A 24,826-nucleotide genomic window follows, 5' to 3' on the forward strand; every position below is an offset into this window, starting at 1 on the left:
TCTGCCGGGGTTTGGAAATGGCGCGCCGGCGGGTGTGAAGGCTGCCGCCGTTTTACGGTCTTCGGCGGGATGACGGTGCTGCGGTTTGATGCCTTTGTGTTTGGAGGGGGCGCAGACCTGTTCGGGGCAGTACTTCCGGGTAATCGGCCCTGCAACAGCCTGTTTGACGGCAGCGGTCATTTCCTGTGCGGTTTTGTTTTTCTTTCCGGCACCGCTGTGTTGCTGTGCCTGTCGGTAACGGTATGTTCTGCTTTGATTTTGCGGCTGGCGGCGGAGGATGGTTTGTGCGGTCTGTCTGGGGGGTTGCTTGCGGTCGTGTCCGGAAATGCAGGCGTTGCCTTGTGGTCAGTTGTGTGTCGGCCATGTTGCTTTTTGTTGTCGGGAAAGGCAGTATGCTACCGCATACTGCCTTTTTCTGTTGGTGGAACGTTGCACTTGTCAGGCAAATGTAAGGCCGTCTGAAAATTTTAATTTCAGACGGCCTTTGTGATTCGAGTTCAGCTATTTCAACCAAACCGGATTATTTTTTCTCGCCCAACTGCGGCAATACCGAGCCTTCGCCCAATTGCAGCAGGCCGCTTTGTGAGTAGATGCCCAGTTTGGCACGGGTGTCCACAATATCCAGATTGCGCATGGTCAGCTGGCCGATGCGGTCGAGTGGGGTGAAGGCGGCATCTTCCACTTTTTCCATGCTCAAGCGTTCCGGCTGGTAGGTCAGGTTTGGCGATTCGGTGTTCAGAATTGAGTAGTCGTTGCCGCGGCGCAATTCCAAGGTAACTTCGCCGGTGATGGCTTTGGCGACCCAGCGTTGCGCGGTTTCGCGCAGCATCAGTGCCTGACTGTCAAACCAGCGGCCCTGATACAGCAGGCGGCCCAAACGCAAGCCGTTGATGCGGTATTGCTCGATGGTGTCTTCGTTGTGGATGCCGGTCACCAAACGCTCGTAGGCGGTGTGCAGCAAGGCCATGCCCGGGGCTTCGTAGATGCCGCGTGATTTGGCTTCGATGATGCGGTTTTCGATTTGGTCGCTCATGCCCAAGCCGTGACGGCCGCCGATACGGTTGGCTTCAAGGAACAATTCTACCGGATCACTGTACTCTTTGCCGTTTAAGGCTACCGGCACGCCTTCTTCAAAGTGCACGCTTACTTCTTCCGGCTTCACTTCGACGCTTTCGTCCCAGAAGGCTACGCCCATAATCGGTTTGACGATTTTGATGCCGGTGTTCAAAAATTCCAAGTCTTTGGCTTCGTGGGTGGCACCGAGCATGTTGGAATCGGTCGAGTAGGCTTTTTCTACCGACATTTTGTAGTTGAAGCCGTTGGCGATTAAGAATTCGCTCATCTCGTGGCGGCCGCCCAATTCGTCGATAAACTGTTGGTCGAGCCAAGGTTTGTAGATGCGCAGCGCCGGATTGGTCAGCAAACCGTAGCGGTAGAAGCGTTCGATGTCGTTGCCTTTGTAGGTCGAACCGTCGCCCCAGATATTCACGTCGTCTTCTTTCATGGCGGAAACCAGCATGGTGCCGGTTACGGCGCGGCCCAACGGTGTGGTGTTGAAATAGGTAATGCCGCCGGTCGAAACGTGGAACGCGCCACACTGAACCGCAGCAATGCCTTCGTGCGCCAATTGCGCGCGGCAGTCGATTAAGCGGGCGGCTTCTGCGCCGTATTCCATCGCTTTTTTCGGAATGGCGTTATAGTCGTCTTCGTCAGGCTGGCCCAAATTGGCGGTGTAAGCGTAAGGCAGCGCACCTTTGAGTTTCATCCACAACAATGCGGCTGAAGTATCCAAGCCGCCGGAAAAGGCAATGCCGACTTTTTGGCCGGTCGGCAGCGACTGCAAAATGGTATGATTTTGGCTCATAAAAAATCCTGTCAGACTAAAAATAAATGCGCTTATCAGGCTCATATCCGTTAAATTGGGTTTATTATCTTATAAATACGGTAGATAATCCAGTTCGGGCCGTCTGAAAAGGCGGAATTTTTTGAAACAAACCACCTTCTCTTCATTAAAAAAAAAACAACATTTGGCTTATGGCTCCAGTAAGGCAGCTTCACCCGCATCGCCAAAATCGTGCAAACCTGCAATTTCCGTAATTTGTCGGCGAACTTGGTCGGCAGTTTGTGTGTGGGAGGGCGGTAAATGTGTAAATTGCTGTACAACCGCATGCGGCGGCAGTGGCCGGGAAAGGTGGTTTTTAGGAACAAGCGCAGCCCGATATACATTGCCGCTTCTGCAGCGCTGACTATCGCTGAATGCCGCCACGCCGCAAAAATCCGCAATGCCGAGGGTTCCCTGTCCGGACAACTGACTTGATAAACCAGGCCGTCTGAAAACACGATTTCGCAGCAACGTTTGTCAAAATCGTGCTACATCGGCCATGCGGCCACAACAAACAAGGCCAAGCCGCCCCAAATGCCCCCAGCCGTTTCCCGTCGGCAACCGCACCAAACCGAAGGCGGTATAAAATGCAGTTTCCATACTGTCCCACATTCAGCGGCTGCTTTAACTGGTATTCACGCATGGTTTTCCTTTTAACTGAAGCACCCGGGCCGCCTGAAAATTTTTCAGACGGCCTCTGGAAAGAAAGATTATGAAAAACCGACAACATTTATTCAATCTCATCATCATCGGCGACGAAATCCTGCACGGCTCGCGCACGGACAAGCATTTTGCATTTTTCAAATCTTTGTTGGAAACGCGCGGCCTGAAATTCAATCAGGTACAGTATCTGCCCGATGATTTTGCTTTGCTGGTGACGCAGTTGCAGCGCAGTTTTTCAGACGGCCTGCCGACGTTTGTGACCGGCGGTATTGGTGCGACACCCGACGACCACACGCGTCAGGCAGCAGCGGCCGCTTTAGGCGTACCCTTGGTGCGACACCCGCAGGCAGCGGCCAATATCGACAGCGTGACTTTGGGCCGCGGTGAATCGTTGGGTTCGGCGGAACATGCCAACCGCTTGCGTATGGCGGATTTTCCCGAAGGTGCGGACATTGTGCCCAATCCGTTCAACAACATCGCCGCCTTTTCCATCCGCGAACATTATTTCTTCCCCGGATTTCCAGTGATGGCGCACCCGATGGCGGAATGGGTGTTGGATACTTATTACGCCGTGCGCTTCAACCAGGTGGAAAGCAGTTCCCGCAGCGTGTATGTGTTCGGCCAGCCTGAATCGCGTTTGACGCCGCTGATGGAATACATTGAGCAAACCTACCCCGGTGTGCGCTCGTACAGCCTGCCGACGGTGGCGCGCACCGATGATGAAGGCCAGCGCGTGCATTCCCATATTGATTTTGGCATCAAAGCGGAAGGCGCGGCCTGTGCGCTGCTGGATACGGCTTGGGCGGATGTGGTGCAGCGTTTGCAGGATTTGGGGGCTGAACTGAAAGACACGGTATAAATAAAAAGGCCGTCTGAAACGTTGCTTTCAGACGGCCTTTTTGATTAACTTTTAAAGACTGTGTCACAAATCCGGTTCGCTTACCCACAACGCTGCCAGCGATGCGAAGCCGATGACCATAATGACATTTAATAAAAAAGACTGACTATCATATAAAATCTCCGTATGTTTGGTAAATCGGTGTTTGAGTTTTTTTATATTACCGCTTGACGCCTTGTTATATAACGTCTGAAAAGCACGGCAATGGTTGTATGGGTGGATGAAACGTTGTGCATGCCGTCTCTTGATAAAAAATAGGGGCTGAAGCAGATTAGCCGTCATGTCAGACGGCAAAAATGAAGATAACCATTGTAAATTAACAAAGAATACCCAAAGAAAACTCCTCCGGTTTTTCGTACCGGAAGCCACCGCCCGTGCAGCCGCTGATATTTTGGGTATCCAACCCGGTTGGGCTATGTTGTCCTACCGCAAAACCCGCCGGATGACAGCCTGTCATTTGGCGCAGGAAGCCGATGAGGTTTTCAGAGGCCCCACCGGGCCGGACGAAGGTTATTTCGGCGGTCGGCGTAAGGGAAAGCGCGGACGCGCGGCTGCAGGAAAAGCGGCTGTATCCGGCACCTTAAAGCGGCAAGGAAAGGTTGGTACCACTGTTGCGGGGAATAACGGGAAGGATACGTTATTTCCGGTTATCAAACAGCAAACAACACCTGACAGCATTGTTTATACCGGTAGTGACAGGGGCTGTGGCGTGCTTGATGCGGGCAGGTTCGCGCATCAACCGTTCACAGTTTTTTGCAGACTGTCAAAACCCTATCGGCGGCATTGGAAATTGTTGGAACCGGGCGAAGTGCGTCTTGCGTAAATACAATGGGGTTGGCCGTAAATCTTGCCTGCTGTTCTTGAAAGAATGCAGGTTCCGGCTTTGACTTCGGCACACCGTCCGGGCAGCTTGAAATGCTGCGGAAATGGTGTGGTGTTTGGGGTTAATCTGCGTCAGCCCCTAAAAATAACAAGTTTTTCAAACAAAAGCCCCGGCTTTTACTTGCTTTTCCAATCAGAAAAAAGTAATAATTATCCAAAACTAATGCGACAGACTATCAAATTTAATATTTTTATAGCCTTTGTTTTTATTAACCTCATGAATCACAAAGAGTTCAATCAGTTAAATGAATGCCTACCCTAAATCCCCGCGCTATACCTCCATCCTGATTGTCTGTGCCTTATTATTGGCCGTGGCAGGTATCATCACCGCCAATGTCATCGCCGGACAAAATTTCGCTTTTGAAGAACCTTTAATGATGTGGATTCACACGCAAACCGGAGAATGGTTTAGCCCGGTTGCCGGCGTGATGCACTATGTCGGCAAAATCTCGCTGGCCATGCCCGTGATTATCTTGCTGGTGGTGTGGCTGATGCTGACCGGGCGGCGTGATTATGGTCTGTTCATCGGCTTGGGCACGCTGCTGCCGACGCTGATTATGTTGGCGGCGAAAGTCTCTATTTCCCGACCCCGCCCCGAATTTTGGCCGCGCATCATTGAAGAAACCAACAGTTCTTTTCCCAGCGGCCACAGCACCTTTTCCGCCGCACTCGCTACCATTACCGTATTGCTTTGCCTGCGTTCGCGCCATCGCAGCATCATTTTGCTGGCAGGTATTGGTTTTGCCGCGCTGATGGGTTATTCGCGCATATATTTGGGCGTGCATTATCCGACCGATGTATGGGTCGGCTGGACCAACGGCGCATTGACCACACTCGCGCTGTATTACTCCTTTTTCAGAAAACGTTTTGCACAATGAAACCGTTTCCGCCCTTAAAAAATACGCCGTTTTGGCTGCGCGACCGCAATGCCGGAACCATTTTCGCCAAAACCTTGCAGGGTAATCTGTCCGTTTATCGCTATGAGCTATTGCCCGACAATACCGGCCAAACGCAGACTGCCTGTGATTTTTTTTTCGATGCCGCCGACCCCAACGCGCCTTTGCCGGTGTTGCTTCACGGCTTAGAAGGCAGCTGCCATTATCGGTGGAACTGATAAAATCCGTGCAAGTACACGGTTGGCACGAGCGCGTCGCCGGGCGGCAATGTCCCAGTAAAATACCTTGGCGGACGATGCAGTGAGGCCCTCCCTAAAGCTGCAGCCGCCGTGTCTTCCCCCTTGAATTTAGCCGCTGCCGCTGCGTGTTTCGATAAAGGCGTAACCCGTCTTCTGCCCTACACGCGCTATTTCTTAATTCGCTGACTCCAAAAGCCGAAGCATTCAACCGTTTTCAGACGGACGCTCCGTTGAAAAACTGCAAAACACTGGGTGATTTCGACGATTTGTTCACCGTCTTGCTGCACGGCTTTACCGGCCGTTGCGATTATCACAGCCGAAGCTCGTGCAAACCGTATCTCAAACCAGTGCGGAAACCGCTGCTGATGCTCAATGCCGCCAACGCCCTGTTTCTGCCGCCCGAAGTGCTGCCTGCTGTTACTGGTGTGTCCGACAGCGTTACCTTGCTGCAACCGCCCCACAGCGGCCATGCCGGCCTGTAGGCAAGGATAAAGGCCGTCTGAATATCGGATGGTTGCCGCAAACTCTGCTGACCTATTCTCCATCATTCGAAGCGTGACAAAAGGCCGTCTGAAAACGTGTGTTTTCAGACGGCCTTTGTTAAACGGTTAATTCTGATTCTTCCACATCAAAGCTAAATCATACAAAGCCTTTTTGCTTTCACCGCTAATTTTCGCTGCCAAATCTGCCGCCTGTTTGGTCGGTAATTCCGACGCTAAAATTTTCATCACCTGTTGCGCCGCTTCGGGCAGTTCGCTGTGTTTTTCTTTGGCGGCAGGGTGCAGAATCAGCACCATTTCGCCGCGGGTTTGGTTGCTATCAGCTTGCACGGCTGCCTGAATCTCGATGACTGTGCCGCTTAAAAAGGTTTCGAAAGTTTTGCTGATTTCGCGTGCCAACACCAATTGACGGTCGGGGAAGAGGGAGGCCATGTCAGCCAGCGCAGCTTCGATGCGGTGCGGGGTTTCAAACATCACAATCGGGTAACCGGCTTCTGCCCATTGGGCGAGTAACTTTTGCCGTTCGCCCGATTTGGGCGGCAGAAAGCCGTTGAAATAGAAATTCGGTTCACTCACACCGGCGACACTGAGTGCGCCCATCACCGCGCTGGCACCGACCACCGGCACGACTTTATATCCGGCTTCGCGCACACGTTCGGCCAGTTTCGCACCGGGATCGCACACGGCAGGCGTACCCGCATCGGATACTTGCGCGACCGTCAGGCCGTCTGAAAGGTATTGGATGATTTTGTCGGCCATGTGTTGTTCGTTGTGTTCGCGCACGCTGACGAGTTTGCCCTGTAGGCCGTAGGCATTCAGCAACTGCGCCGTAACGCGGGTATCTTCGGCGCAGATGATGCCAGCCGTTTTCAATACTGCCAAGGCGCGCAGAGTGATGTCGGCCAAATTGCCGATGGGCGTGGCAACCACGTATAATGTTTGGGCGCTCAGGCTGTCACAGGCTTTTTGATAATGTTTTTGTATCATGGCATCAGGCCGTCTGAAAATAAAATTACATTTTAAGGCAACAGGAGCAGGCTGATGAAATATTTTGTATGGAATATGGCGGCATTGTTGTTACCAGCGTGCAGCATGATAGGATGCATGCGATTCGCCCATCGGTTGGTGCAAACTGCAAAAGCCGGCAGCGGCTGATTTTTGGGCTTGTCAAGACCCTGCCAAACAAATCTCCCCTGCCAAAATATTACTGGGGAACAAACCTGGTCAGACTGCATTGTTTCAACAGGCAGAAGCAGCCTATAACCGGCTGGAAATGGCGAAATATAAAATCTCCGAGCAATGCGGCTTGGGTTGGCGCAGCCGTTCCCAGAAACCGCTGAAAGAAACTTTCGGCGAAGAAGGGGTTGCCTGCCTGGAACGGCACGGTTTGAAGCGGAACAGCCTATCTGAAGACACCCGTATAACTTGGTAAATCAGGCCGTCTGAAAATGATTGATAAAAGGGGAATAAAATGCGTATGAACCACAAACAAGGTGCGGCAGGGGAAGCGGCAGCGCTGGCGTTTTTGCAGTCGCAAGGCTGTAAACTGATTGTGCGTAACTGGCATTGTCCGTATGGAGAAATCGACCTGATTGTCAAAAACGGTAACATGATTCTGTTTGTTGAAGTAAAATACCGCAAAAATCAGCAATTCGGTGGGGCGGCATACAGTATTTCTTCGTCCAAATTATTGAAATTGCAACGCAGTGTGGCGTATTATCTGCAACAGCACGGCCTGGATCATGCACCTTGCCGCTTGGATGCGGTGCTGATTCAGGGAAGCCAACCGCCCGAATGGGTGAAAAATATCACAGGTTGATTTTTAAATGACGACATTACAAGAGCGCGTGGCGGCGCATTTTACTGAAAGTATTCAAGCCAAGCAGCAGGCGGCGGAAGTGTTGGTTGAGCCAACCGCAGAAGCCGCCCAATTGCTGCTGCAATGCCTGATGAACGATGGCAAAATTTTGGTGTGCGGCAACGGTGGTTCGGCTGCCGATGCACAACATTTTGCCGCTGAAATGACCGGCCGTTTTGAAAAAGAACGCATGGAATTGGCCGCCATTGCGCTAACCACCGATACCTCCGCACTTACTGCTATCGGTAACGACTACGGTTTCGAACATATTTTCAGCAAACAGGTGCGTGCACTCGGCCGTGCCGGCGACGTATTAATCGGCATTTCCACATCGGGCAATTCCGGTAACGTCATCGAAGCCATTAAAGCAGCACATGAACGCGATATGAAAGTGATTGCCATGACCGGGCGCAACGGCGGCAAAATAACGGCCATATTGAAAGACAACGATGTATTGCTGAATGTGCCGTATCCGCGCACCGCACGCATTCAGGAAAACCATATTCTGCTGATTCATGCGATGTGCGACTGCATCGACACCATGCTGCTCGAAGGCATGTGATTTTTGTTCAGACGGCTTTATTTAATTTAAATTTGAGGCCGTCTGAAACCGGTTCGACATCATCCGAAAGGACGTTATTATATGAATAACAAACAATATGTGAAAACCCTGTTGGCAGCGGCTCTACTGGCAACAACTTTGAGCGGCTGCGTCAGCGCATTGATCGGCGGCGCGGCTATCGGCACCAAATCCGCCGTTGACCGACGCACCGCCGGCGCACAAGCCGATGACAATGTGATGGCCTTGCGCGTAGAACAGACTGCTTTGTCTTATCTGCACCAAAACAACCAAGTTGCTGATTATACGCCTAAAATCAATATCGTCAGCTACAACCGCCGGTTGTTGCTGTTAGGTCAGGTGGCGACCGAAGGCGAAAAGCGTTTTGTTGAACAAATCGCCCGTTCCGAGCAGGCTGCCGAAGGCATTTACAACTACATCACTGTCGCCACGCCGTCGCGCGATTTTGGCAAAGTGAGCGCAGATACTTGGGGCACATCCAAAGTTCGTGCGGTTTTGTTGGGCGTGAATCCGGCCACTCAAGCACGTACCAAAATCGTGACTTACGACAACGTGACATACGTCATGGGCATTTTGACACCTGAAGAGCAAGCTTTGATTACCCAAAAAGTCAGCACCACACTCGGCGTGCAAAAAGTCGTCACCCTTTATCAAAACTACGTTCCACAATAATAAACAGGCCGTTTGAAACGTTCAGACGGCCTGACCGAATCATTGGATTCACCACCCTAACGGACAGTTTCTATTCATGGCAAAACAGAAATTCCAACTCAGACCCAAACACTTAATCACCGCCACCTTGTCCGTGTGTGTGTTGGCCATTGTTGCGCTGATTATCGGCGTGGTCGGCACATTCAAACCACGTGACAGAGAACGCCGTCAGGAAGAGCAAACGCAAAAGCAACAACGCGAAACCAACCATGTTGAAGTTTGGAAGCCCAACCGCAACAACAGCCAAGAAGCCGTTATCCTGAATCCTGATGCCCCCAACACATCGCGCCGCCAACCGGCCGGACAAACCGCTGCTGACGACAGTGACGAACAGGCGGCACGCAATCCGTTTTCGGACAGCCGTGTCGAATCACGTGAGACACAAGAGCAGCCGCGCCGCGCCCGACAGCGTACCGACAGCGGAAGCAACCGTGCCCGCCCGGCAGAGAACCAGCCGGCCCAGCCGGCCCCGTCACTGCAAAGTCCGGCCGTCGCTTTTCCCTCCCGTCCGGTCGGGCAGCCCGTACCTGCCCAACCGCGCAGCGAGCAGCAGCCCGAACCTAAAGCCGAACCGCGTCCGGCTCCCGTACAGCAACCTAAACCGCAGCAAAAAGAAGTTATCGATAATTTGTTCTGAAGCGCGGGCAGTAATTAACCGTTTTAAATCTTTCAATGGCCTCACCCATGGCGGTTCGGACAGATAATTTGAACATAATCTGTTTTATCCCATGAAACACCGGTTTCTACCGTACAAATGAGCGCAAAATAGTTCAAATCTGCTGCGCTTTTGCCTTGAATCTGCCATTCTTTGGCGGCAAACCCGATTTATTTCAAATTTTCCATCCGCCACAGGCCGTCTGAAAACATAAAGGAATGTATCAAAATGATGGATGAGGTTGTAATCAAAACCCCCGAAGAAATCGAGAAAATGCGCGAACTCGGCCGCTTGGTCGCTGAAGCCCTCGATTACATCACCCCGTTTGTCAAACCGGGTATCACCACCAATGAAATCGACAAGCTGGTGTACGACTACCATGTCAACGTGCAAGGCGGCTATCCGGCGCCTTTGAATTACGGTAGTCCACCCTATCCGAAATCATGCTGTACTTCCGTCAATCATGTGATTTGCCACGGCATCCCCGATGACAAACCTTTGAAAGAAGGCGATATTCTCAATATCGATTTAACCATTAAAAAAGACGGCTTCCACGGCGATTCGAGCCGCATGTTTACCGTCGGTGAAGTGAAACCGTTTGCCCAACGCTTGATTGACGTGACCCATGAATCGATGATGGCCGGTATTGAAGCGGTAAAACCGGGCGCAACTTTAGGTGATGTCGGCTATGCCTGCCAACAGGTTGCCGAGAATGCCGGCTATTCAGTGGTACAGGAATTCTGCGGCCACGGCATCGGCCGAAGTTTCCACGAAGCGCCGCAAGTCTTGCATTACGGCCGGAAAGGGCAAGGTTTGGTGCTAGAACCAGGCATGATTTTTACCGTTGAACCGATGATCAATCAAGGTAAACGCCATTTGCGTATACTGCCCGACGGTTGGACGGTGGTGACGAAAGACCGCTCTTTGTCTGCCCAATGGGAGCATGAAGTTTTGGTTACCGAAACCGGCTATGAAATCCTGACCATCAGCCCGGCCGGCGGCAAGCCGTAAGCGAAACCGTTTATTTTTGTAAAATTTAGTGAAATTTTAGTATATTGTTAACAGTAAGATATTGATGTTTATATAAATTATTTTTTGAACATTTATCTCTAAGAAATATTTATTCGGATTATGACAAACATAATAAAACTTCTTTCGAATAATCTGTCTAATATGTCTGTACAATGGGGTATTGATATAGTGCTGATGATTTAATTTAGCGTCGCCATTCAGCTGGCCTGATTCGGCAAAACTTTTTGAAATACTGCTAGACTTAAAAAATATACGATAAGAAGGAAATCTCATGAAGTCATTTGAGAAAATTGACAATATCCGCGACATCCGCAAAAAACTCGGTTTAAATCAAATAGACTTTTGGAGCCGCATCGGTGTGACACAGTCCGGTGGTTCACGTTACGAGTCCGGCCGAAATATGCCGAAGCCGGTACGTGAGCTGTTGCGTTTGGTTCATATCGAACGTGTGGACTTGTCAAAAGTCAACCGCGACGATTTGGCCGTTGCTTCTTTGTTGAAAAACCGCGATCCGCAGCTGTATGCTTCTTTGAAAAAAGAAGCCAAGGCTGACAAAAATAAATAAATCCGTTTTGTTTATTCCTGTCGCCAAGCAGATGTAAAATCAAGGCTGTCTGAAGCAGATTCTCGTTTCAGACGGCCTTTTTGCGTTATAATCCGACCATTCATTATCGTTGTCGACATCTGCCACACCGTCAAACGAGCACGTTTGACGGTTGGGGCGGATGTTTTGTCATATTTTCACCATACATAATTCATCATGCTAGACAAATACAACCCCGCCGAAATCGAAGACAAACATTATCAAAACTGGCAGTCCGCAGGCTATTTTCAGCCGCATATGGACACTTCCAAACCCTCTTTTTCTATCCAGTTGCCGCCGCCCAATGTCACCGGTACCCTGCACATGGGTCATGCCTTCAACCAAACCATCATGGACAGCCTCACGCGCTACTACCGCATGAAAGGCTACAATGCCGTATGGATTCCTGGGACCGACCATGCAGGTATCGCCACGCAGATTGTGGTAGAGCGTCAGCTGGCGGCAGAAAACATCTCGCGCCATGATTTGGGTCGAGAAACCTTCTTGGAAAAAGTGTGGGAATGGAAAAACATTTCCGGCGGCACGATTACCGAACAAATGCGCCGTGTCGGCTGCTCGGCCGACTGGTCGCGCGAATACTTCACCATGGACAACGTGCGCGCCGAAACCGTGACCGAAGTGTTTGTTCGTTTGTTTGAACAAGGCCTGATTTACCGAGGCAAACGCTTGGTAAACTGGGATCCTGTGTTAGGTACTGCCGTTTCTGATTTGGAAGTGGAAAGCGTGGAAGAGCAAGGCTCGATGTGGCACATCCGCTATCCGCTGGCCGACACGCCAACTGAAAGCGTGATTGTCGCCACCACCCGCCCTGAAACCTTGTTAGGCGACGTGGCCGTGGCCGTGAATCCCGAAGACGAACGCTACACCCACTTAATCGGCAAAGAATTGCTGCTGCCGCTGACCGGCCGTAAAATTCCGGTGATTACCGATGAATACGTGGAAAAAGATTTCGGCACCGGCTGCGTAAAAATCACCCCGGCACACGATTTCAACGACTACGAAGTCGGCAAACGCCACAACACCGTGTTGGTGAACGTATTTGATTTGGAAGCCAAAGTCTTGAACCAAGCCGAAGTGTTCAACTTCAAAGGCGAAGCACAAGCATGCTTTGCCCTGCCGGAAACCTATGCCGGACTCGACCGCTTTGCCGCCCGCAAACAAATGCTGGCTGATTTGGAAGCACAAGGTTTGCTGGCCGAAGTGAAACCGCACACGCTGATGACCCCCAAAGGCGACCGCACCGGCTCGGTGATCGAGCCTATGCTGACCAGTCAATGGTTTGTGGCAATGAGTGCCGCGCCAAAAGGTGGCGAGCCTGAGAGCGAATTCAAAGGCATGAGCTTGGCGCAAAAAGCCAAACACGCCGTTGACAGCGGCGCGGTGAAATTCATCCCTGAAAACTGGGTCAACACCTACAACCAATGGATGAACAATCTTCAAGACTGGTGTATCTCACGCCAATTATGGTGGGGTCATCAAATTCCGGCTTGGTATGACAATGAGGGCAACGTATTCGTCGCCCGCAACCAAGAAGAAGCCGAAAAATTGGCCGGTAAGAGTGGCTTGACCCGTGATGAAGACGTGCTTGATACATGGTTCTCATCTGCGTTGGTACCGTTCTCCACCTTGGGCTGGCCGTCTGAAACCGACGAACTGAAAGCTTTTTTGCCCAGTAATGTGTTGGTTACCGGCTACGAAATCATCTTCTTCTGGGTAGCGCGCATGATTATGATGACAACCCACTTCACCGGCAAAGTGCCGTTTAAAGACGTGTATATCCACGGCATCGTGCGTGACCACGAAGGCAAAAAAATGTCCAAATCCGAAGGCAATGTGATTGACCCTGTGGACTTGATTGGCGGCATCGATTTGGAACAGCTTTTGGTAAAACGCACCACCGGCCTGCGCCGTCCTGAAAAATCGCCTCAAGTGATTGAATCAACGAAGAAACTGTTCCCTGAAGGCATTTCCGTGTTCGGTGCCGATGCCTTGCGCTTCACCATGGCCAGCTACGCCAGCCTCGGCCGCAGCGTCAATTTTGACTTCAAACGCGCCGAAGGCTACCGCAACTTCTGCAATAAATTGTGGAACGCAACCAATTTTGTGTTGATGAACGTGGGAGCCAAAGACTGCGGCCAAAACGAAACCGATCCACTGGCCTACACCTTCGTTGACCAATGGATTATCGGCCGCCTGCAGCAAACCGAAGCTGCCGTGACCGAAGCCTTCGACACCTACCGCTTCGACCTGGCCGCGCAAACGCTGTATGAATTTGTGTGGAATGATTTCTGCGACTGGTACATCGAGCTCGCCAAAGTGCAAATCCAAACCGGCTGCCCGACCACACAGCGCACCACCCGCCGCACCCTCGTGCGTGTGTTGGAAGTGATTCTACGCCTGCTGCACCCGATTATGCCCTTCATCACCGAAGAGCTGTGGCAGGCTGTTGCGTCACTGGCCAACGCCAAGCAAACCGACAGTATCATGGTTGCCGCATGGCCGGTAGCCGATGAAAGCAAAATCGTTCAGACGGCTTTTGACAAAATGACCGCGCTGCAAGACTTGATTGGTGCCGTGCGTAACCTGCGCGGCGAAATGGGCATTGCACCGAACGTGAAAGCACCGCTGTTTGTTGAAGGCGATGTCGATGATGCGCTGCTGAAATATCTGCCGTCTATGACCCGCTTAACCGAGGCCAACAAAGTCGAAAAACTGCCGGAAGGCGATGACGCACCGGTCACCGTGTGCCAAAATGCGCGCCTAATGTTAAAAGTGGAAATCGACAAAGCCGCCGAAACCGCGCGCCTGACCAAAGAAGCCGAAAAACTGCAAAAAGCCTTGGACAAACTCAATGTCAAACTGAGCAAACCCGGTTACACCGACAAAGCACCCACGCATCTGGTCGAAAAAGACCGCGCCGAATTGGCCGAATTGACAGACAAAATGGCTAAAGTGCAGAGCCAGTTGGAGAAATTGAAAGACTGATCATCGAGTTGAATAACTTGATGACAATCTTGGAATGGCAATAAAGGTAGAGACTTTTGCAAAACCCCGGATTTGAGTGCAGTTTGAAGTTAGGGCGGCACAGAAAGCGCGACATATCATAAAGATAAACAAGCTTCCGAGCAACGCATAACGAAGAAATGTGCCAAAGATAGGGATTTTGCAAGATCTCGGGCCGTCTGAAAGTTTCATCTTTCAGACGGCCTTGTTTCTTTTATAATCATAATATTGCCAAAAAGAGCCAGTTGTTATGCACACCCTATCGAAAACCATCATCAGAACCGAACCGTTGCCGAAAAACGCCACTGACGAAGCCAAGCTGGAAAAATGGGCAGAAATTTCCGCCAAATATGGCTTGAGCGGAGAATGGGCGGTAGCCTCACGCTTGGGTGAAACGCAGGTCAGTGAGGAACAGGTTGAGACGGTTGCGAATTTATTCGGCAGATAAAACAGGTAAAGAAAAAGGCCATCTGAAAATAATTTGTTTTCAGACGGCCTTCTGGCTTAATGCTGTTTTTATTGCGAAATGTGCAGTTTTTTCTGTTCCAGCTTCATCACGCCGCGATGGGTCATGTAGCAGCAGAAAATACAAGCCACTACGGTGAACAGCAACAGGTAAAAACCTGCGTCCCAGCCGTAGCGTTCAGCCAGAATACCAAACAGGGTAGTGCCGGAGAAACTGCCCAATACATAGCTCAACAGGCCGCGCAAACCGGTGGCGGAACCGGCAGCGAATGACGGCACCAGTTCGATAGCTTGCAATGACGACAAGAACATCGGCACATAAATCAAACAACCGATAATGCCTGCACCGACAGTAACGGTGGCCAAATCCTACCCACCCCGGTAGGCGAAGATGGCAGCGTGACGATGGCCAAAGACATACGTTTGCCTTTGAAGTATTTATCGGTCACATAACCGGCCGGCAAGGTTGGCGGAAGCACCGTCCATTCGAAAATGGCAAACGCGGTGGCCATTTGGCCTTTGCTGAAGCCTTTAGTTTCCAAGAGATACAGCAGTAACCAAGCCAATATGCCGAAGCGGATCATGTAGGTGAACACATCGATAAATGAGACGAACCAAACATTGATGTCTTTTAAGATGTATTGTTTGAAAATCTGCCAAGTGGTTAAATTGACATCTTCGGTTTTGGTGACTACCAATTCTTCATCGGCATTGTTCAGAATTTGGTTCATCGGCGGCAAACCTTCGTTGTAGGCGCAGCCTTTGCCGAAAATGTAGAAAGTCAGTGCCACTGCAGCAATCGCAGTCGGCACGATAAAGTAGGCAGCCTGCCAATGTTCGGTACCAAGCCAAGCGATGGCGCCGCCGACATTGTGGGAAATATTAAAAAAGGCCGTTGTCACGCCGCGCGATTTACGCGGAAACCAGCTGGTCAACACCACATAAGCAGGACCTGCGCCCATGCCCTGGAAAATGCCGTTGAGAATACACAGAAACAGGAAAATCCAAAACGAAGCGGAAAACCCCATCATCAGGTTGACCACGCCTGACATCACCAAACCGAAAATCATAAAGTGTTTCGGATTGGGTTTGTCTGCCAGTGCAGACATCTCACCTTTACTGAAGCCGTACACCACCAACATGGTGCCGGAAATAAAACCGATGTCTTTTTTGATGAAACCGAATTAGTTGATTAACTCAGGTGAAGAGGGCAAGAAGTTATTGCGCAGAATATAATAAGCAGCATAGCCGAAAAATACCGAAAAGCGCATGCCGGCGTAAGCGTTTGTAACGGTTGAGCAGTTCCGCTCCAGGAACCGGTTTGCCCGGTTTGGATCTGAGAAATGACGGCATAAGCCAATCCTTAATCTAATGGGAAAACAAATCAAGCTGATCGGAAGTTTGCGGCCTGAATTATGTCGGAGAACATGAAAAGTGTTACAAAACTTTGACAATTGTAATAAAATTTTAAGATGTCGGCTATTCAATAATCTATCAGGCCTGATTGATGATAATAAGCAGGCCGTCTGAAAACCGAATTGTTTTTAGACGGCCTGTTTTTTAATACTTTAAAAATCATTCAAAAATGAAACAAAACCAAGCTTAAAGCAATCACCGCCATGCCGGAAGTAAGGCCGTAAACGGTTTCGTGGCCGTCTGAATAGCGCTTGGCGGCGGGCAGTAATTCGTCTAAGGCGAGAAACACCATCACACCGGCGATGATGCCGAATACACCACCGAAAATCGCCGGCGAGAGAAAAGGCTTGAGAAGAGTATAGCCGAGAATGGCGCCCAAAGGTTCGGCCAAGCCCGAAGCGAGACAGGCTGAGACGGTGAGTTTTCGGTTGCGCGTGGCGAAGTAAATAGGGGCGGCAATGGAAATACCTTCGGGAATGTTGTGGATAGCGATGGCAAAGGCCAGCGGCATGCCGAGCGAGGGGCTTTCGAGCGTAGCAAAAAAGGTGGCCAGACCTTCCGGGAAATTGTGTGCAGTGATGGCAAAAGCGGCCATTATGCCGATGCGGGCAACGTGTTGGCGGCGGCTTTCTTGAAATGCAGGGTCTTGTGCGTCTAATGTTTCATGCGGATTGGGGACAAGGCGGTCAATCAGGGCGATGGCGCCCATACCGATTAAAAAGGCCATCGTGGCGGCGGCAAAACCGTGTGATTCGCCATGCGCTTGTGCAAAGGCTTCTCTGGATTTGTCGAAAATTTCGGTGAGCGAAACATAAACCATCGCGCCACCGGCAAAGGCCAAGCCGAAGGATAAGGCCCGCGGATTGGGTGTTTTGGAAAATATAACCAAGCCGCTGCCCAATACGGTAAATAAACCTGCGGCCAAGGTGATGCCGAAAGCCGTCCAAAGATTAAATGAGCTGATTTCTAACATGATGTGTGTCATGACGTTGTTTTAATGGAAAGGAGACAGATTATCACAAAAAAGAATAATTATCATTAATATTTTTGCAGTAGGCAAGGTAGAAAACGTGATTGACTGCCAGCTGTCGGGGGCAATGAAATGCAGCGGAACAAAAAATGGAGCAGCCATCGTATTCTTGTGTCAAAAATAAGGCTCAAGACTTGAAAAAATATTACTGTCGAGAGAAACTGATGCTTATTCGAATATTAAGGAACCTGCTATGAGCCAACCGATTTTAGCCGTCACCAGCGGTGAACCTGCCGGTATCGGTCCCGATATCTGCTTGGATTTGGCGTTTGCCGGTTTGCCGTGCCGTCCGGTGGTATTGGGCGACAAAAATCTGTTGCAACAGCGCGCAGAGAGGCTGGGTAAACCGGTGCAATTGGTAGCTTTTGATGCGCAAAAGCCGTCTGGAAAACAAAACGGCGTGTTGGAAGTGTGGCATGTGCCGCTCAACGATATTTGTGAAGCAGGCCGTCTGAATCCGAATAATGCGGCATATGTGTTGCAATTGCTGGATACTGCCTATCAAGGTATTTCAGACGGCTTGTTTGCCGGTATGGTCACTGCACCGCTGCATAAAGGCGTGATTAACAACGGCGGCGGCCGTTTTTTCAGCGGACACACCGAATATCTGGCCGAAAAAAGCGGCACGAAACAAGTAGTGATGATGCTCGCGGGCGGTGGTTTGCGCGTGGCTTTGGTGACAACGCATTTGCCGCTGAAAGACGTTGCCGCCTCAATTACCCGGCCTTTGGTTGAATCCGTGGCGCAGATTCTGCATGCCGGTTTACGCGACAAATTCGGTATCGACAAGCCGCGCATTTTGGTGACCGGACTCAATCCGCACGCAGGTGAAGGCGGCCATTTGGGTCGGGAAGAAATCGAGGTGATTATTCCCGCACTGAAACAGTTGCAGGCACAGGGTGTGGAGGTGCGCGGGCCGTATCCTGCCGATACCGTGTTCCAGCCGTTTATGCTCAAAGATGCCGATGCCGTGTTGGCGATGTATCACGACCAAGGCCTGCCGACCTTGAAATATGCCGGCTTCGGGCAAGGTGTGAACGTGACTTTAGGGTTGCCGTTTATCCGTACATCGGTCGATCACGGCACGGCCTTGGATTTGGCCGGCAGCGGTAAAGCTGATTCAGGAAGCCTGATGGTAGCGGCGGCCACGGCTTTGGAAATGGCGCGCAACGGCACACGTTAAGGCTGTCTGAATAATCAGGCCGTCTGAAAATGACGTGTGTTCAGACGGCCTTTTGTTATACAATCTAATCTTGCGTTTAATAAAGAGGATCATCATGCAATACCGAATCCGCCGCGAAAGCGGCCAAACCAACGAAAATCCGAATCAGATGCCGTCTGAAAGCTGGGAACGCCACACCTTGCGCGAAGTGTTGCTCGAAGTCTATAAAGACCGCCGTCGTGCGCGGTTTTGGAAAAACTTCTGGCGTGCTATCGGCTTGCTGGTATTTTTGTCTTTTATCTTCAGCATGGCCCAGACCGGTAGGAAAAACAATCCGATGGCGATAAGCACCAATAAGGCGCACACCGCCGTAATTAACTTGCACGGCACCATCGGCGGTGGCCACGACGACCAAGCGCAAATGCTGCGCGAAAGTATGGAGGCCGCCTACAAAAACGGTAATGCCAAAGCGATTGTAATTCGCGCCAACAGCCCCGGGGGGGCACCGGTGGTGTCAAATATCGCGTTCAACGAAATACGCCGTCTGAAAGAGTTACATAAAAACGTACCGGTGTATGTAGTGGCGGAAGAGACCTGCGCATCGGGCTGCTATTACATTGCCACCGCCGCCGATAAAATTTACGCCGACCCTTCCAGCGTGGTCGGCAGTATTGGTGTGATTAGCGACGGTTTTGACGCATCGGAAATGATGGACAAACTGGGCATCAAACGCCGTCTGAAAACTTCGGGCAGCAACAAAGGCATGGGTGACCCGTTTACCCCTGAAACACCCGAGCAAACGAAAATCTGGCAGCAGATGCTGGAACAAATCCACGGCGAATTCATTAAAGCCGTACGTCAAGGCCGCGGCAATCGTTTGAAAGAAAAAGAAAATCCCGATATTTTCAGCGGTCGCATCTATACCGGCATCGAAGCGAAAAATGTGGGGTTGATTGACGATTTCGGCAGCATCTACAGCGTGGCGCGCGATGTGGTGAAAGCACCGGAATTGGTAGATTACACACCGGAAGACAATTTGAGCAAACTGCTGAGCCGTCGCTTTGGAGTGGAAGTAAAAGCCAAAATAGAAGAAACACTCGCAAAAATGTGGCGTTAAGCCGAAGCAGTGAACTAAGGCCGTCTGAAAACAAATGTTTGTATTCAGACGGCCTGAAAGCTTTGCAAAGCCAACAAAATAACGCCCGATAACGGCAGTCTGAGATTGGTCGGATTTTTGCAAAGATCCCAGCCTAATAATTGGACTGATGAATTTTTTCGTTAATGAAATCAATAAAACTGCGGACTTTAGCACTCAAAAACGCACGGTCGACATAAGCAGCGTTGAGTTGGTCGTAAATCAAGGTGTAATCGGGCAGAAGCCGTACCAATGAGCCGTCCTCCAAGTCTTTTCGCACCGCCCATAACGGTTGATAGCCGATGCCGCCGCCTGCTTTCACCAACTCACGCACCATCAGCGTATGGTCGGTAAGCATGACCGGTTTTAAGCTAAGCATGGATTTCTCGCCGGTGGCGACGTGGGTGATTTCAACATTGTGTTGGTTGTTGGTGTAGGAAGGCAGAATCGCTTTGTGCTGCATAGCTTCTTCGGGTGTGGCCGGTTTGCCGTGCTGACGGATATACTCGGGTGATGCCACCAACACAAACTGAATCACCGCCAAAGGTTTTACAATCAGTGAAGGGCTGGGCGTTTTGGAAACGCGCAAAGCCAAATCGAACCCTTCAGCAATCAAATCGACGTGGCGGTTGCTGAGTACCAGATCCAGCGTGACTTCGGAATAATGCTCGCGGTATTCCACCAGCCAGCTGCTTAAAAGATTATTGGCAAACCAAAGCGGCATGGTCACGCGCAGCATGCCTTGCGGTTTGTCTGCCCCGCCGGCAGCTTTTTGCGCGGCGGTGTCGAGCGTATCAAGCGCGTAGCTGCATTGGCGGTAGTATTCTTCGCCTGCTTCAGTCAAGTGCAGGTAGCGGCTGTTGCGGTGTAAAAGCTTGGCTTTAATGGTGTTTTCTAAATGGCTGACATGTTTGCTGGCCATCGCCGTGGAAATATGGAGTTGCTCGGCGGTGCGGGTAAAGCTGCCGTTTTGCACCACATGGCGGAAGACTTTCAGGCTGAATAAGGTATCCATGTTTTCTTATCCGGAAATAGTGTATTAATGAAAGGAGTATATATTAATCAAAAAGAATCATCTATACTGCATCATTAATTATTAAATAAGGAGAAAACAAAAATGAATTTCTTAACACGCTTCCAACCCATGCTCTTGTCGATTTTGCGCATCGCCGCTGCGTATATGTTTATGTTGCACGGCTCAGCCAAACTGTTTGCCCTGCCGCATATTGAAATGTTTGACGGTTTGCAGATTTTTTCCCTTTACGGCATAGCCGGTATTTTGGAATTTTTCGGCGGAATTTTACTGTTGCTGGGTTTGTTTACCCGTCCGGTTGCGTTTGTCTTGTCAGGGCAGACGGCGGTGGCTTATTTTATAACACACACCGAACCCAACGCCTTACTGCCTTTATTGAACGGCGGTGAAGCAGCCGCTTTATTCAGCTTTATCTTCATCTACATCGCCGCAGCAGGCGGCGGCGCGTTGGCGTTAGATAACCAATTTAAAAAAACTCATTGACCTAAAGGAATTAAAATGGCTTATCACGATTTACAGCAAGCAGCAGAAACCCGTCGTTCGATTTATGCATTGAATAAAAAGCTGCCGATCAGTAATGACGAAGTGAACCAAATCATTGAGCATGCTGTGTTGCATACGCCTTCCTCATTCAACTCGCAATCGACGCGCATTGTAGTGGTATTCGGCGCGGAACACGAAAAAGTATGGGGCTTCGTCGAAGAAGCCTTGCGCCAAATCATACCGGCGGAAAAATTTGCGCCGACCGAACAAAAATTGAACAGCTTCAAAGCTGGCGCTGCGACAATTTTGTTCTTTGAAGACCAAAAGGTAGTGAAAGGGTTGCAGGAGCAATTCCCGTCTTATGCCGAAAACTTCCCGATTTGGGCAGAACACACCAACGCCATGCACCAATACGCCATTTGGACAACCTTAGCCTCAGCCGGTATCGGCGCCAACCTGCAACACTACAACCCGTTACCGGATGAAGCAATTGCCAAGGAATACGACTTGCCGGAAAGCTGGACTTTGCGCGCACAAATGGTTATCGGCGGCATCGAAGCGCCGGCCCGTGAAAAAGAATTCGCACCATTGCCAGAACGTTTCAAAGTCTTCGGCGCGTAATGCTTTTTTCGGACTATTGGACATTTTAGGTTGGTAAAAATCGCTAAAATGCTTATCATATAAGGCTTTTAGCGATTTTTGCCAATATTTATAAAAAATGTCCTTTTTACCATCAAAGCGGCATAATCAGTACGGTCGTAAAAACAGCAAAGATATAAATGTTCTCGTTGTAACAAGCCCATTCCTACCCCAAAGCCTCCTCTCCCGAGCAGTTTGCGCACCAATAAATTCACGGCAAAGAAACTCATCAGGAGCCGGTTCGAGGTTATCGGTGCAATTGAAGAACCGCCGTAAAATCAGACTGGCACCGATTGCCGTCAAGCAACCCGCAAACCGTTGCCGATGTCGTGATGGATACAACTTATCTCAGTAGCAGTTTCGGCGTCATGGCATTTCTCAACCAACTCAATGGAACGGTTGGCCATATCCAATTTACCGGCCATGAAACAGTAGAGTCGTACAAAGTAGGTTTGAAAAAAAATCAAAACAAAGGTTTAGTATTCAAAGTATTAATACCGACGGCTTTAGCAGGCTGGAAAAACCGTATCCTGATATTCCCTTTCAGCTTGGTCAGTTTCACCGGCAGAAAACAATTAGAAACTATCTGACAAGAAGGCCGAAATCGGAAGCAGGGACAGTATTGAAATCATTTGCAGACAGAGCCTGTTCAGTACAACTGACGCAGACTGTCATAAGGCGTTGGATGTATGCATATAAAGTTATCTTGACGGGCGCAGTGATGACAGGGCCGGCAGCAAGAAGGGGATACCCATAAAAACTAAGAAACGCGTATAACAGCCTGAAACGCAATCTTCCTGTTTTATTTACATTTGAATGAAACAAGGAGGTAATGATGCCGAATCCGACAAAAGCCGCCGTTATTCGGGTATAAACCGGGATAATAAGATTTGAGACCGTCTTAGATAACTAGAATAAATTACATTTGGGGCTGACGTAGATTAACCTTAAATACCACACCAAATTCGCAAAATTTTCAGTTGTTCTTTTGGTATCCCAAAGTTAAAACGAAACCCGCATTCTTTCCGGAATAATGGAAAAAATTTCCAGTCAATTCCATTGTATTTCCGTAGCATGCGCTTTGCCCGGTCCAAAAATTTTCCATCCCGTTAATGTGGTTTTGCCGTCCTACAAAATGCGTACTGTGACTAATACGGTGATGAGTGGATTCACTCACATCTAACACATCATAACAGCGATAACAGTCCGTATAAACAATGCTGTCAGGTCTAACCTGTTCACGGAGAATTGGCCGCAAGGCAGCTGTTTGTGTATGGGTATAGCAACAGTAAAAACGTTACCGTTTTGCTTCAAAAGCCCGAACAAAACGATTTTGCCGGCAGCACCACGACTGCGTTTGCCTTTACCTTGTCTGCCAATACCGTTCATTAACTGCTACTTACACATCAAATATTTCCAAATGCAGGCTGTTTTGATAAATAAGTAACCGTAAACAATGAAAGTAACAGGCTGCGGTATTTTTGTTTACGCCAGCTAACCCGGATGCTGTTCGGGCGGTAACTCCTGCAACAAGCAGCCCAATGAGTTTGTTTTGTTTGTACCGGCTTAGACGACTTTTGCGATGGGGATAATTCTGACTTAATTTGAACTTCCCGAGTTATCTAGTACAGCCTATAAGATTTTATTTTAAAAAGATTTTTTGGTAAATACCAACCTTAATGTCCAATAAATAGACTGTTATAATAAGTAAGCTTTTTGCTTTGGAAAGGGTTTTTACAAAGACCATATTAATGTATTATACAAAAATAAACAAATCGTATTTTAAATTGACATATGGTTTATATTTAAAACAATCAGAAAGGAAATTATAAAATGAAATTCATCTTTACATGTTTATCTCTCTTTGCCGCAATGAGTGCTATGGCTAACGGCACCTTGAATATCTATGGGCCGGGCGGCCCGTCGGCACCGATATCAGAAGCCGCTGAGATTTTTTCTGCGAGAAAAGGGGTGAAGATTAATGTAATTTTCGGTCCGCAACAAAAGTGGATCAATAAAGCGTTAGAAAATGCAGATCTTGTTTATGGCGGGGCCGAATACATGCTCACGAATATTGAACTGCAACATAAGGGCTTCATCAACAGAAAAGAGCGTTATGAACTGTATCCGCGAAAGATGAGTATTTTGGTTCGAAAAGGAAATCCGAAAAATATCAGGACACTGCAGGACTTGGCCAAACCGGGAATTAAAATTCTTGATGTTAATGGCGCAGGACAGCTTGGCCTGTGGGAAGACATTGCAGGAAAGGTCGGATTAATTGAAAGCATCCAGAAAAATAATTCAGAACCTTTGTCAAGTAATGCAGAAGGCGTTGCTGCTTGGAAAGCCGACAGTTCTTATGACGCATGGATTAATTTTTCTTCATGGCAAAAAGTTCTGGGGAATCATGCGGACAAAGTAGAGATTCCGCAAGCAATTAATGTAATCAGAGGAACACCTATCGCATTGACACACATTACAAAAAATCCGGAATTGGCTAAAGAGTTCATCGCATTTATGAAAACAAAAGAAGGCAAAGCAATTTTTAGAAAACATGGCTGGAATTAACTTTTCGGCCTGAGGGCTTCTTTCAGACAAATAGCATGTCTGCTAAAAGGCCGTCTGAAAACCCAATTGTATCCTTGGAAGGATCGGTTCGGTTTTCAGACGGCCTTTGGATATCCGGGAAAATAATTGAGACTGACGTTGATTAGCCCCAAATATCACACCAAATTCGCAAAATTTTCAGTTGTTCTTTTGGTGTACCAAGGCCGTTCAAAATCCTGTGTCAGTTTGAATTCTACAACCGGATAATGCCGCCCAGCCGTCAAAACAAACCGCCAACTGCGCGAGCGTCTGCCCCCGGTTTGCAATCGGCATCGTCCATTTTTCCCCGAAGCCTTACCGATACCGCCATATAAAAGCTTCAGCAGGCCGGTTTCATTGGGGAATGCGCCTTGGGTTTTGGCCAGCTTCCGAAACTGGCGGTGTACCGCCTCTGCCGCATTGGTCGTATAAATCGGTTTGCGTACGGCTCCGGGGCAGCGGAAACAGGCAGAC

At 49.6% G+C, this 24,826-nt stretch carries 25 protein-coding genes and 4 pseudogenes; 19 read left to right on the forward strand and 10 right to left on the reverse strand.

Features of this window, described 5'->3' with window-relative positions; translation table 11 throughout:
- The 3 genes from C7N83_RS14680 to C7N83_RS05920 all read right to left on the reverse strand — a co-directional run.
- The coding region (locus C7N83_RS14680) for a hypothetical protein (RefSeq protein WP_170064827.1) at positions 1-180 on the reverse strand (180 nt) is incomplete at its 3' end.
- A 340-nt stretch (positions 181-520) separates the two neighbouring features.
- Positions 521-1,864, reverse strand: coding sequence for an argininosuccinate synthase (gene argG, locus C7N83_RS05915; RefSeq protein ID WP_106741309.1), 1,344 nt, complete (start codon positions 1,862-1,864; stop codon positions 521-523).
- Between the two features lie 50 nt (positions 1,865-1,914).
- On the reverse strand, positions 1,915-2,283 hold the full coding sequence (locus tag C7N83_RS05920; protein ID WP_146135102.1) for a hypothetical protein: 369 nt from the start codon (positions 2,281-2,283) through the stop codon (positions 1,915-1,917).
- 311 nt (positions 2,284-2,594) lie between these two features.
- On the opposite strand from C7N83_RS05920, the gene C7N83_RS05925 reads away from it, so the two are divergent.
- The 4 genes and pseudogenes from C7N83_RS05925 to C7N83_RS05940 all read left to right on the forward strand — a co-directional run bounded on the left by C7N83_RS05925 (position 2,595) and on the right by C7N83_RS05940 (position 6,019).
- Positions 2,595-3,404 (forward strand): competence/damage-inducible protein A, encoded by an 810-nt coding sequence (locus C7N83_RS05925; protein ID WP_106741313.1) that lies wholly within the window; start codon positions 2,595-2,597, stop codon positions 3,402-3,404.
- Positions 3,405-3,723: 319 nt separating this feature from the next.
- Positions 3,724-4,391, forward strand: a pseudogene (locus C7N83_RS05930) (transposase).
- A gap of 179 nt (positions 4,392-4,570) precedes the next feature.
- Positions 4,571-5,203, forward strand: coding sequence for a phosphatase PAP2 family protein (locus tag C7N83_RS05935; RefSeq protein WP_106741314.1), 633 nt, complete (start codon positions 4,571-4,573; stop codon positions 5,201-5,203).
- Positions 5,200-6,019: pseudogene (locus C7N83_RS05940) on the forward strand (alpha/beta fold hydrolase family protein). Before C7N83_RS05935 ends, C7N83_RS05940 begins: the two are co-directional and overlap by 4 nt.
- 49 nt (positions 6,020-6,068) lie before the next feature.
- Here C7N83_RS05940 and rsmI read toward each other — a convergent pair.
- Positions 6,069-6,947, reverse strand: a complete 879-nt coding sequence (rsmI, locus tag C7N83_RS05945) for a 16S rRNA (cytidine(1402)-2'-O)-methyltransferase (protein WP_106741316.1) — start codon at positions 6,945-6,947, stop codon at positions 6,069-6,071.
- 286 nt (positions 6,948-7,233) lie between these two features.
- On the opposite strand from rsmI, the gene C7N83_RS14685 reads away from it, so the two are divergent.
- From C7N83_RS14685 to C7N83_RS06000, 9 genes are all read left to right on the forward strand, one after another.
- Positions 7,234-7,392, forward strand: coding sequence for a hypothetical protein (locus C7N83_RS14685; RefSeq protein ID WP_211296591.1), 159 nt, complete (start codon positions 7,234-7,236; stop codon positions 7,390-7,392).
- Positions 7,393-7,431: 39 nt separating this feature from the next.
- Positions 7,432-7,779 carry a YraN family protein gene (locus C7N83_RS05960; RefSeq protein ID WP_106741321.1) on the forward strand — a complete coding sequence of 116 codons (348 nt, stop codon included), beginning with the start codon at positions 7,432-7,434 and terminating at the stop codon, positions 7,777-7,779.
- A gap of 7 nt (positions 7,780-7,786) precedes the next feature.
- Positions 7,787-8,380, forward strand: a complete 594-nt coding sequence (locus tag C7N83_RS05965; protein ID WP_106741322.1) for a phosphoheptose isomerase — start codon at positions 7,787-7,789, stop codon at positions 8,378-8,380.
- 81 nt (positions 8,381-8,461) lie between these two features.
- Entirely contained in the window at positions 8,462-9,070 is a 609-nt protein-coding gene (locus C7N83_RS05970; protein ID WP_106741324.1) for a BON domain-containing protein, read from the forward strand.
- Between the two features lie 76 nt (positions 9,071-9,146).
- Entirely contained in the window at positions 9,147-9,746 is a 600-nt protein-coding gene (locus tag C7N83_RS05975) for a PspC-like choline-binding domain-containing protein (RefSeq protein WP_106741325.1), read from the forward strand.
- A 204-nt stretch (positions 9,747-9,950) separates the two neighbouring features.
- Positions 9,951-10,775, forward strand: coding sequence for a type I methionyl aminopeptidase (map, locus tag C7N83_RS05980; RefSeq protein ID WP_281256745.1), 825 nt, complete (start codon positions 9,951-9,953; stop codon positions 10,773-10,775).
- Positions 10,776-11,067: 292 nt separating this feature from the next.
- Positions 11,068-11,361: a helix-turn-helix domain-containing protein gene (locus C7N83_RS05985; RefSeq protein ID WP_106741328.1), complete on the forward strand. Its 294-nt coding sequence runs from the start codon at positions 11,068-11,070 to the stop codon at positions 11,359-11,361.
- 195 nt (positions 11,362-11,556) lie between these two features.
- Positions 11,557-14,385, forward strand: coding sequence for a valine--tRNA ligase (locus C7N83_RS05990; RefSeq protein ID WP_106741330.1), 2,829 nt, complete (start codon positions 11,557-11,559; stop codon positions 14,383-14,385).
- Positions 14,386-14,653: 268 nt separating this feature from the next.
- On the forward strand, positions 14,654-14,851 hold the full coding sequence (locus C7N83_RS06000; RefSeq protein WP_106741331.1) for a hypothetical protein: 198 nt from the start codon (positions 14,654-14,656) through the stop codon (positions 14,849-14,851).
- 68 nt (positions 14,852-14,919) lie between these two features.
- On the opposite strand, the gene C7N83_RS15865 is transcribed toward C7N83_RS06000, so the two are convergent.
- From C7N83_RS15865 to zupT, 3 genes are all read right to left on the reverse strand, one after another.
- Complete coding sequence (locus C7N83_RS15865) at positions 14,920-15,234, reverse strand: MFS transporter (RefSeq protein ID WP_245911148.1); 315 nt, start codon at positions 15,232-15,234, stop codon at positions 14,920-14,922.
- Positions 15,192-16,010: an MFS transporter gene (locus C7N83_RS15870; RefSeq protein WP_342747594.1), complete on the reverse strand. Its 819-nt coding sequence runs from the start codon at positions 16,008-16,010 to the stop codon at positions 15,192-15,194. The genes C7N83_RS15865 and C7N83_RS15870 overlap by 43 nt, the downstream gene beginning before the upstream one ends.
- A gap of 437 nt (positions 16,011-16,447) precedes the next feature.
- A complete protein-coding gene (gene zupT / locus C7N83_RS06010) occupies positions 16,448-17,257 on the reverse strand; it encodes a zinc transporter ZupT (RefSeq protein WP_106741333.1) in 810 nt (269 codons plus the stop codon).
- A gap of 250 nt (positions 17,258-17,507) precedes the next feature.
- Here zupT and pdxA point away from each other — a divergent pair, with 250 nt between their 5' ends.
- A complete protein-coding gene (pdxA, locus tag C7N83_RS06015) occupies positions 17,508-18,497 on the forward strand; it encodes a 4-hydroxythreonine-4-phosphate dehydrogenase PdxA (protein ID WP_106741334.1) in 990 nt (329 codons plus the stop codon).
- A gap of 94 nt (positions 18,498-18,591) precedes the next feature.
- Positions 18,592-19,593 (forward strand): S49 family peptidase, encoded by a 1,002-nt coding sequence (locus C7N83_RS06020; RefSeq protein WP_106741336.1) that lies wholly within the window; start codon positions 18,592-18,594, stop codon positions 19,591-19,593.
- A 133-nt stretch (positions 19,594-19,726) separates the two neighbouring features.
- On the opposite strand, the gene C7N83_RS06025 is transcribed toward C7N83_RS06020, so the two are convergent.
- The gene (locus tag C7N83_RS06025; protein ID WP_106741338.1) at positions 19,727-20,626 is read right to left on the reverse strand and encodes a LysR family transcriptional regulator; all 900 of its coding nucleotides are present in this window, start codon (positions 20,624-20,626) and stop codon (positions 19,727-19,729) included.
- 102 nt (positions 20,627-20,728) lie between these two features.
- Between C7N83_RS06025 and C7N83_RS06030 the strand changes: the two genes are divergently transcribed.
- The 3 genes from C7N83_RS06030 (at position 20,729) to C7N83_RS06040 (ending at position 22,356) form a co-directional block, all read left to right on the forward strand.
- Positions 20,729-21,127, forward strand: coding sequence for a DoxX family protein (locus tag C7N83_RS06030; protein WP_170064829.1), 399 nt, complete (start codon positions 20,729-20,731; stop codon positions 21,125-21,127).
- Positions 21,128-21,142: 15 nt separating this feature from the next.
- A complete protein-coding gene (locus C7N83_RS06035; RefSeq protein WP_106741339.1) occupies positions 21,143-21,748 on the forward strand; it encodes a nitroreductase family protein in 606 nt (201 codons plus the stop codon).
- A gap of 311 nt (positions 21,749-22,059) precedes the next feature.
- Positions 22,060-22,356 (forward strand): hypothetical protein, encoded by a 297-nt coding sequence (locus C7N83_RS06040; RefSeq protein ID WP_106741341.1) that lies wholly within the window; start codon positions 22,060-22,062, stop codon positions 22,354-22,356.
- A gap of 357 nt (positions 22,357-22,713) precedes the next feature.
- Here C7N83_RS06040 and C7N83_RS06045 read toward each other — a convergent pair.
- Positions 22,714-23,309, reverse strand: a pseudogene (locus C7N83_RS06045) (IS1595 family transposase).
- Positions 23,310-23,599: 290 nt separating this feature from the next.
- Here C7N83_RS06045 and C7N83_RS06050 point away from each other — a divergent pair.
- Positions 23,600-24,334, forward strand: a complete 735-nt coding sequence (locus tag C7N83_RS06050; RefSeq protein ID WP_106741343.1) for a substrate-binding domain-containing protein — start codon at positions 23,600-23,602, stop codon at positions 24,332-24,334.
- 207 nt (positions 24,335-24,541) lie between these two features.
- Here C7N83_RS06050 and C7N83_RS06055 read toward each other — a convergent pair.
- Positions 24,542-24,826 (reverse strand): annotated as a pseudogene (locus C7N83_RS06055) (transposase); the annotation flags it as partial.

Origin of the sequence: Neisseria iguanae (assembly GCF_003013245.1) — a bacterium.
Classification (GTDB): domain Bacteria; phylum Pseudomonadota; class Gammaproteobacteria; order Burkholderiales; family Neisseriaceae; genus Neisseria; species Neisseria iguanae.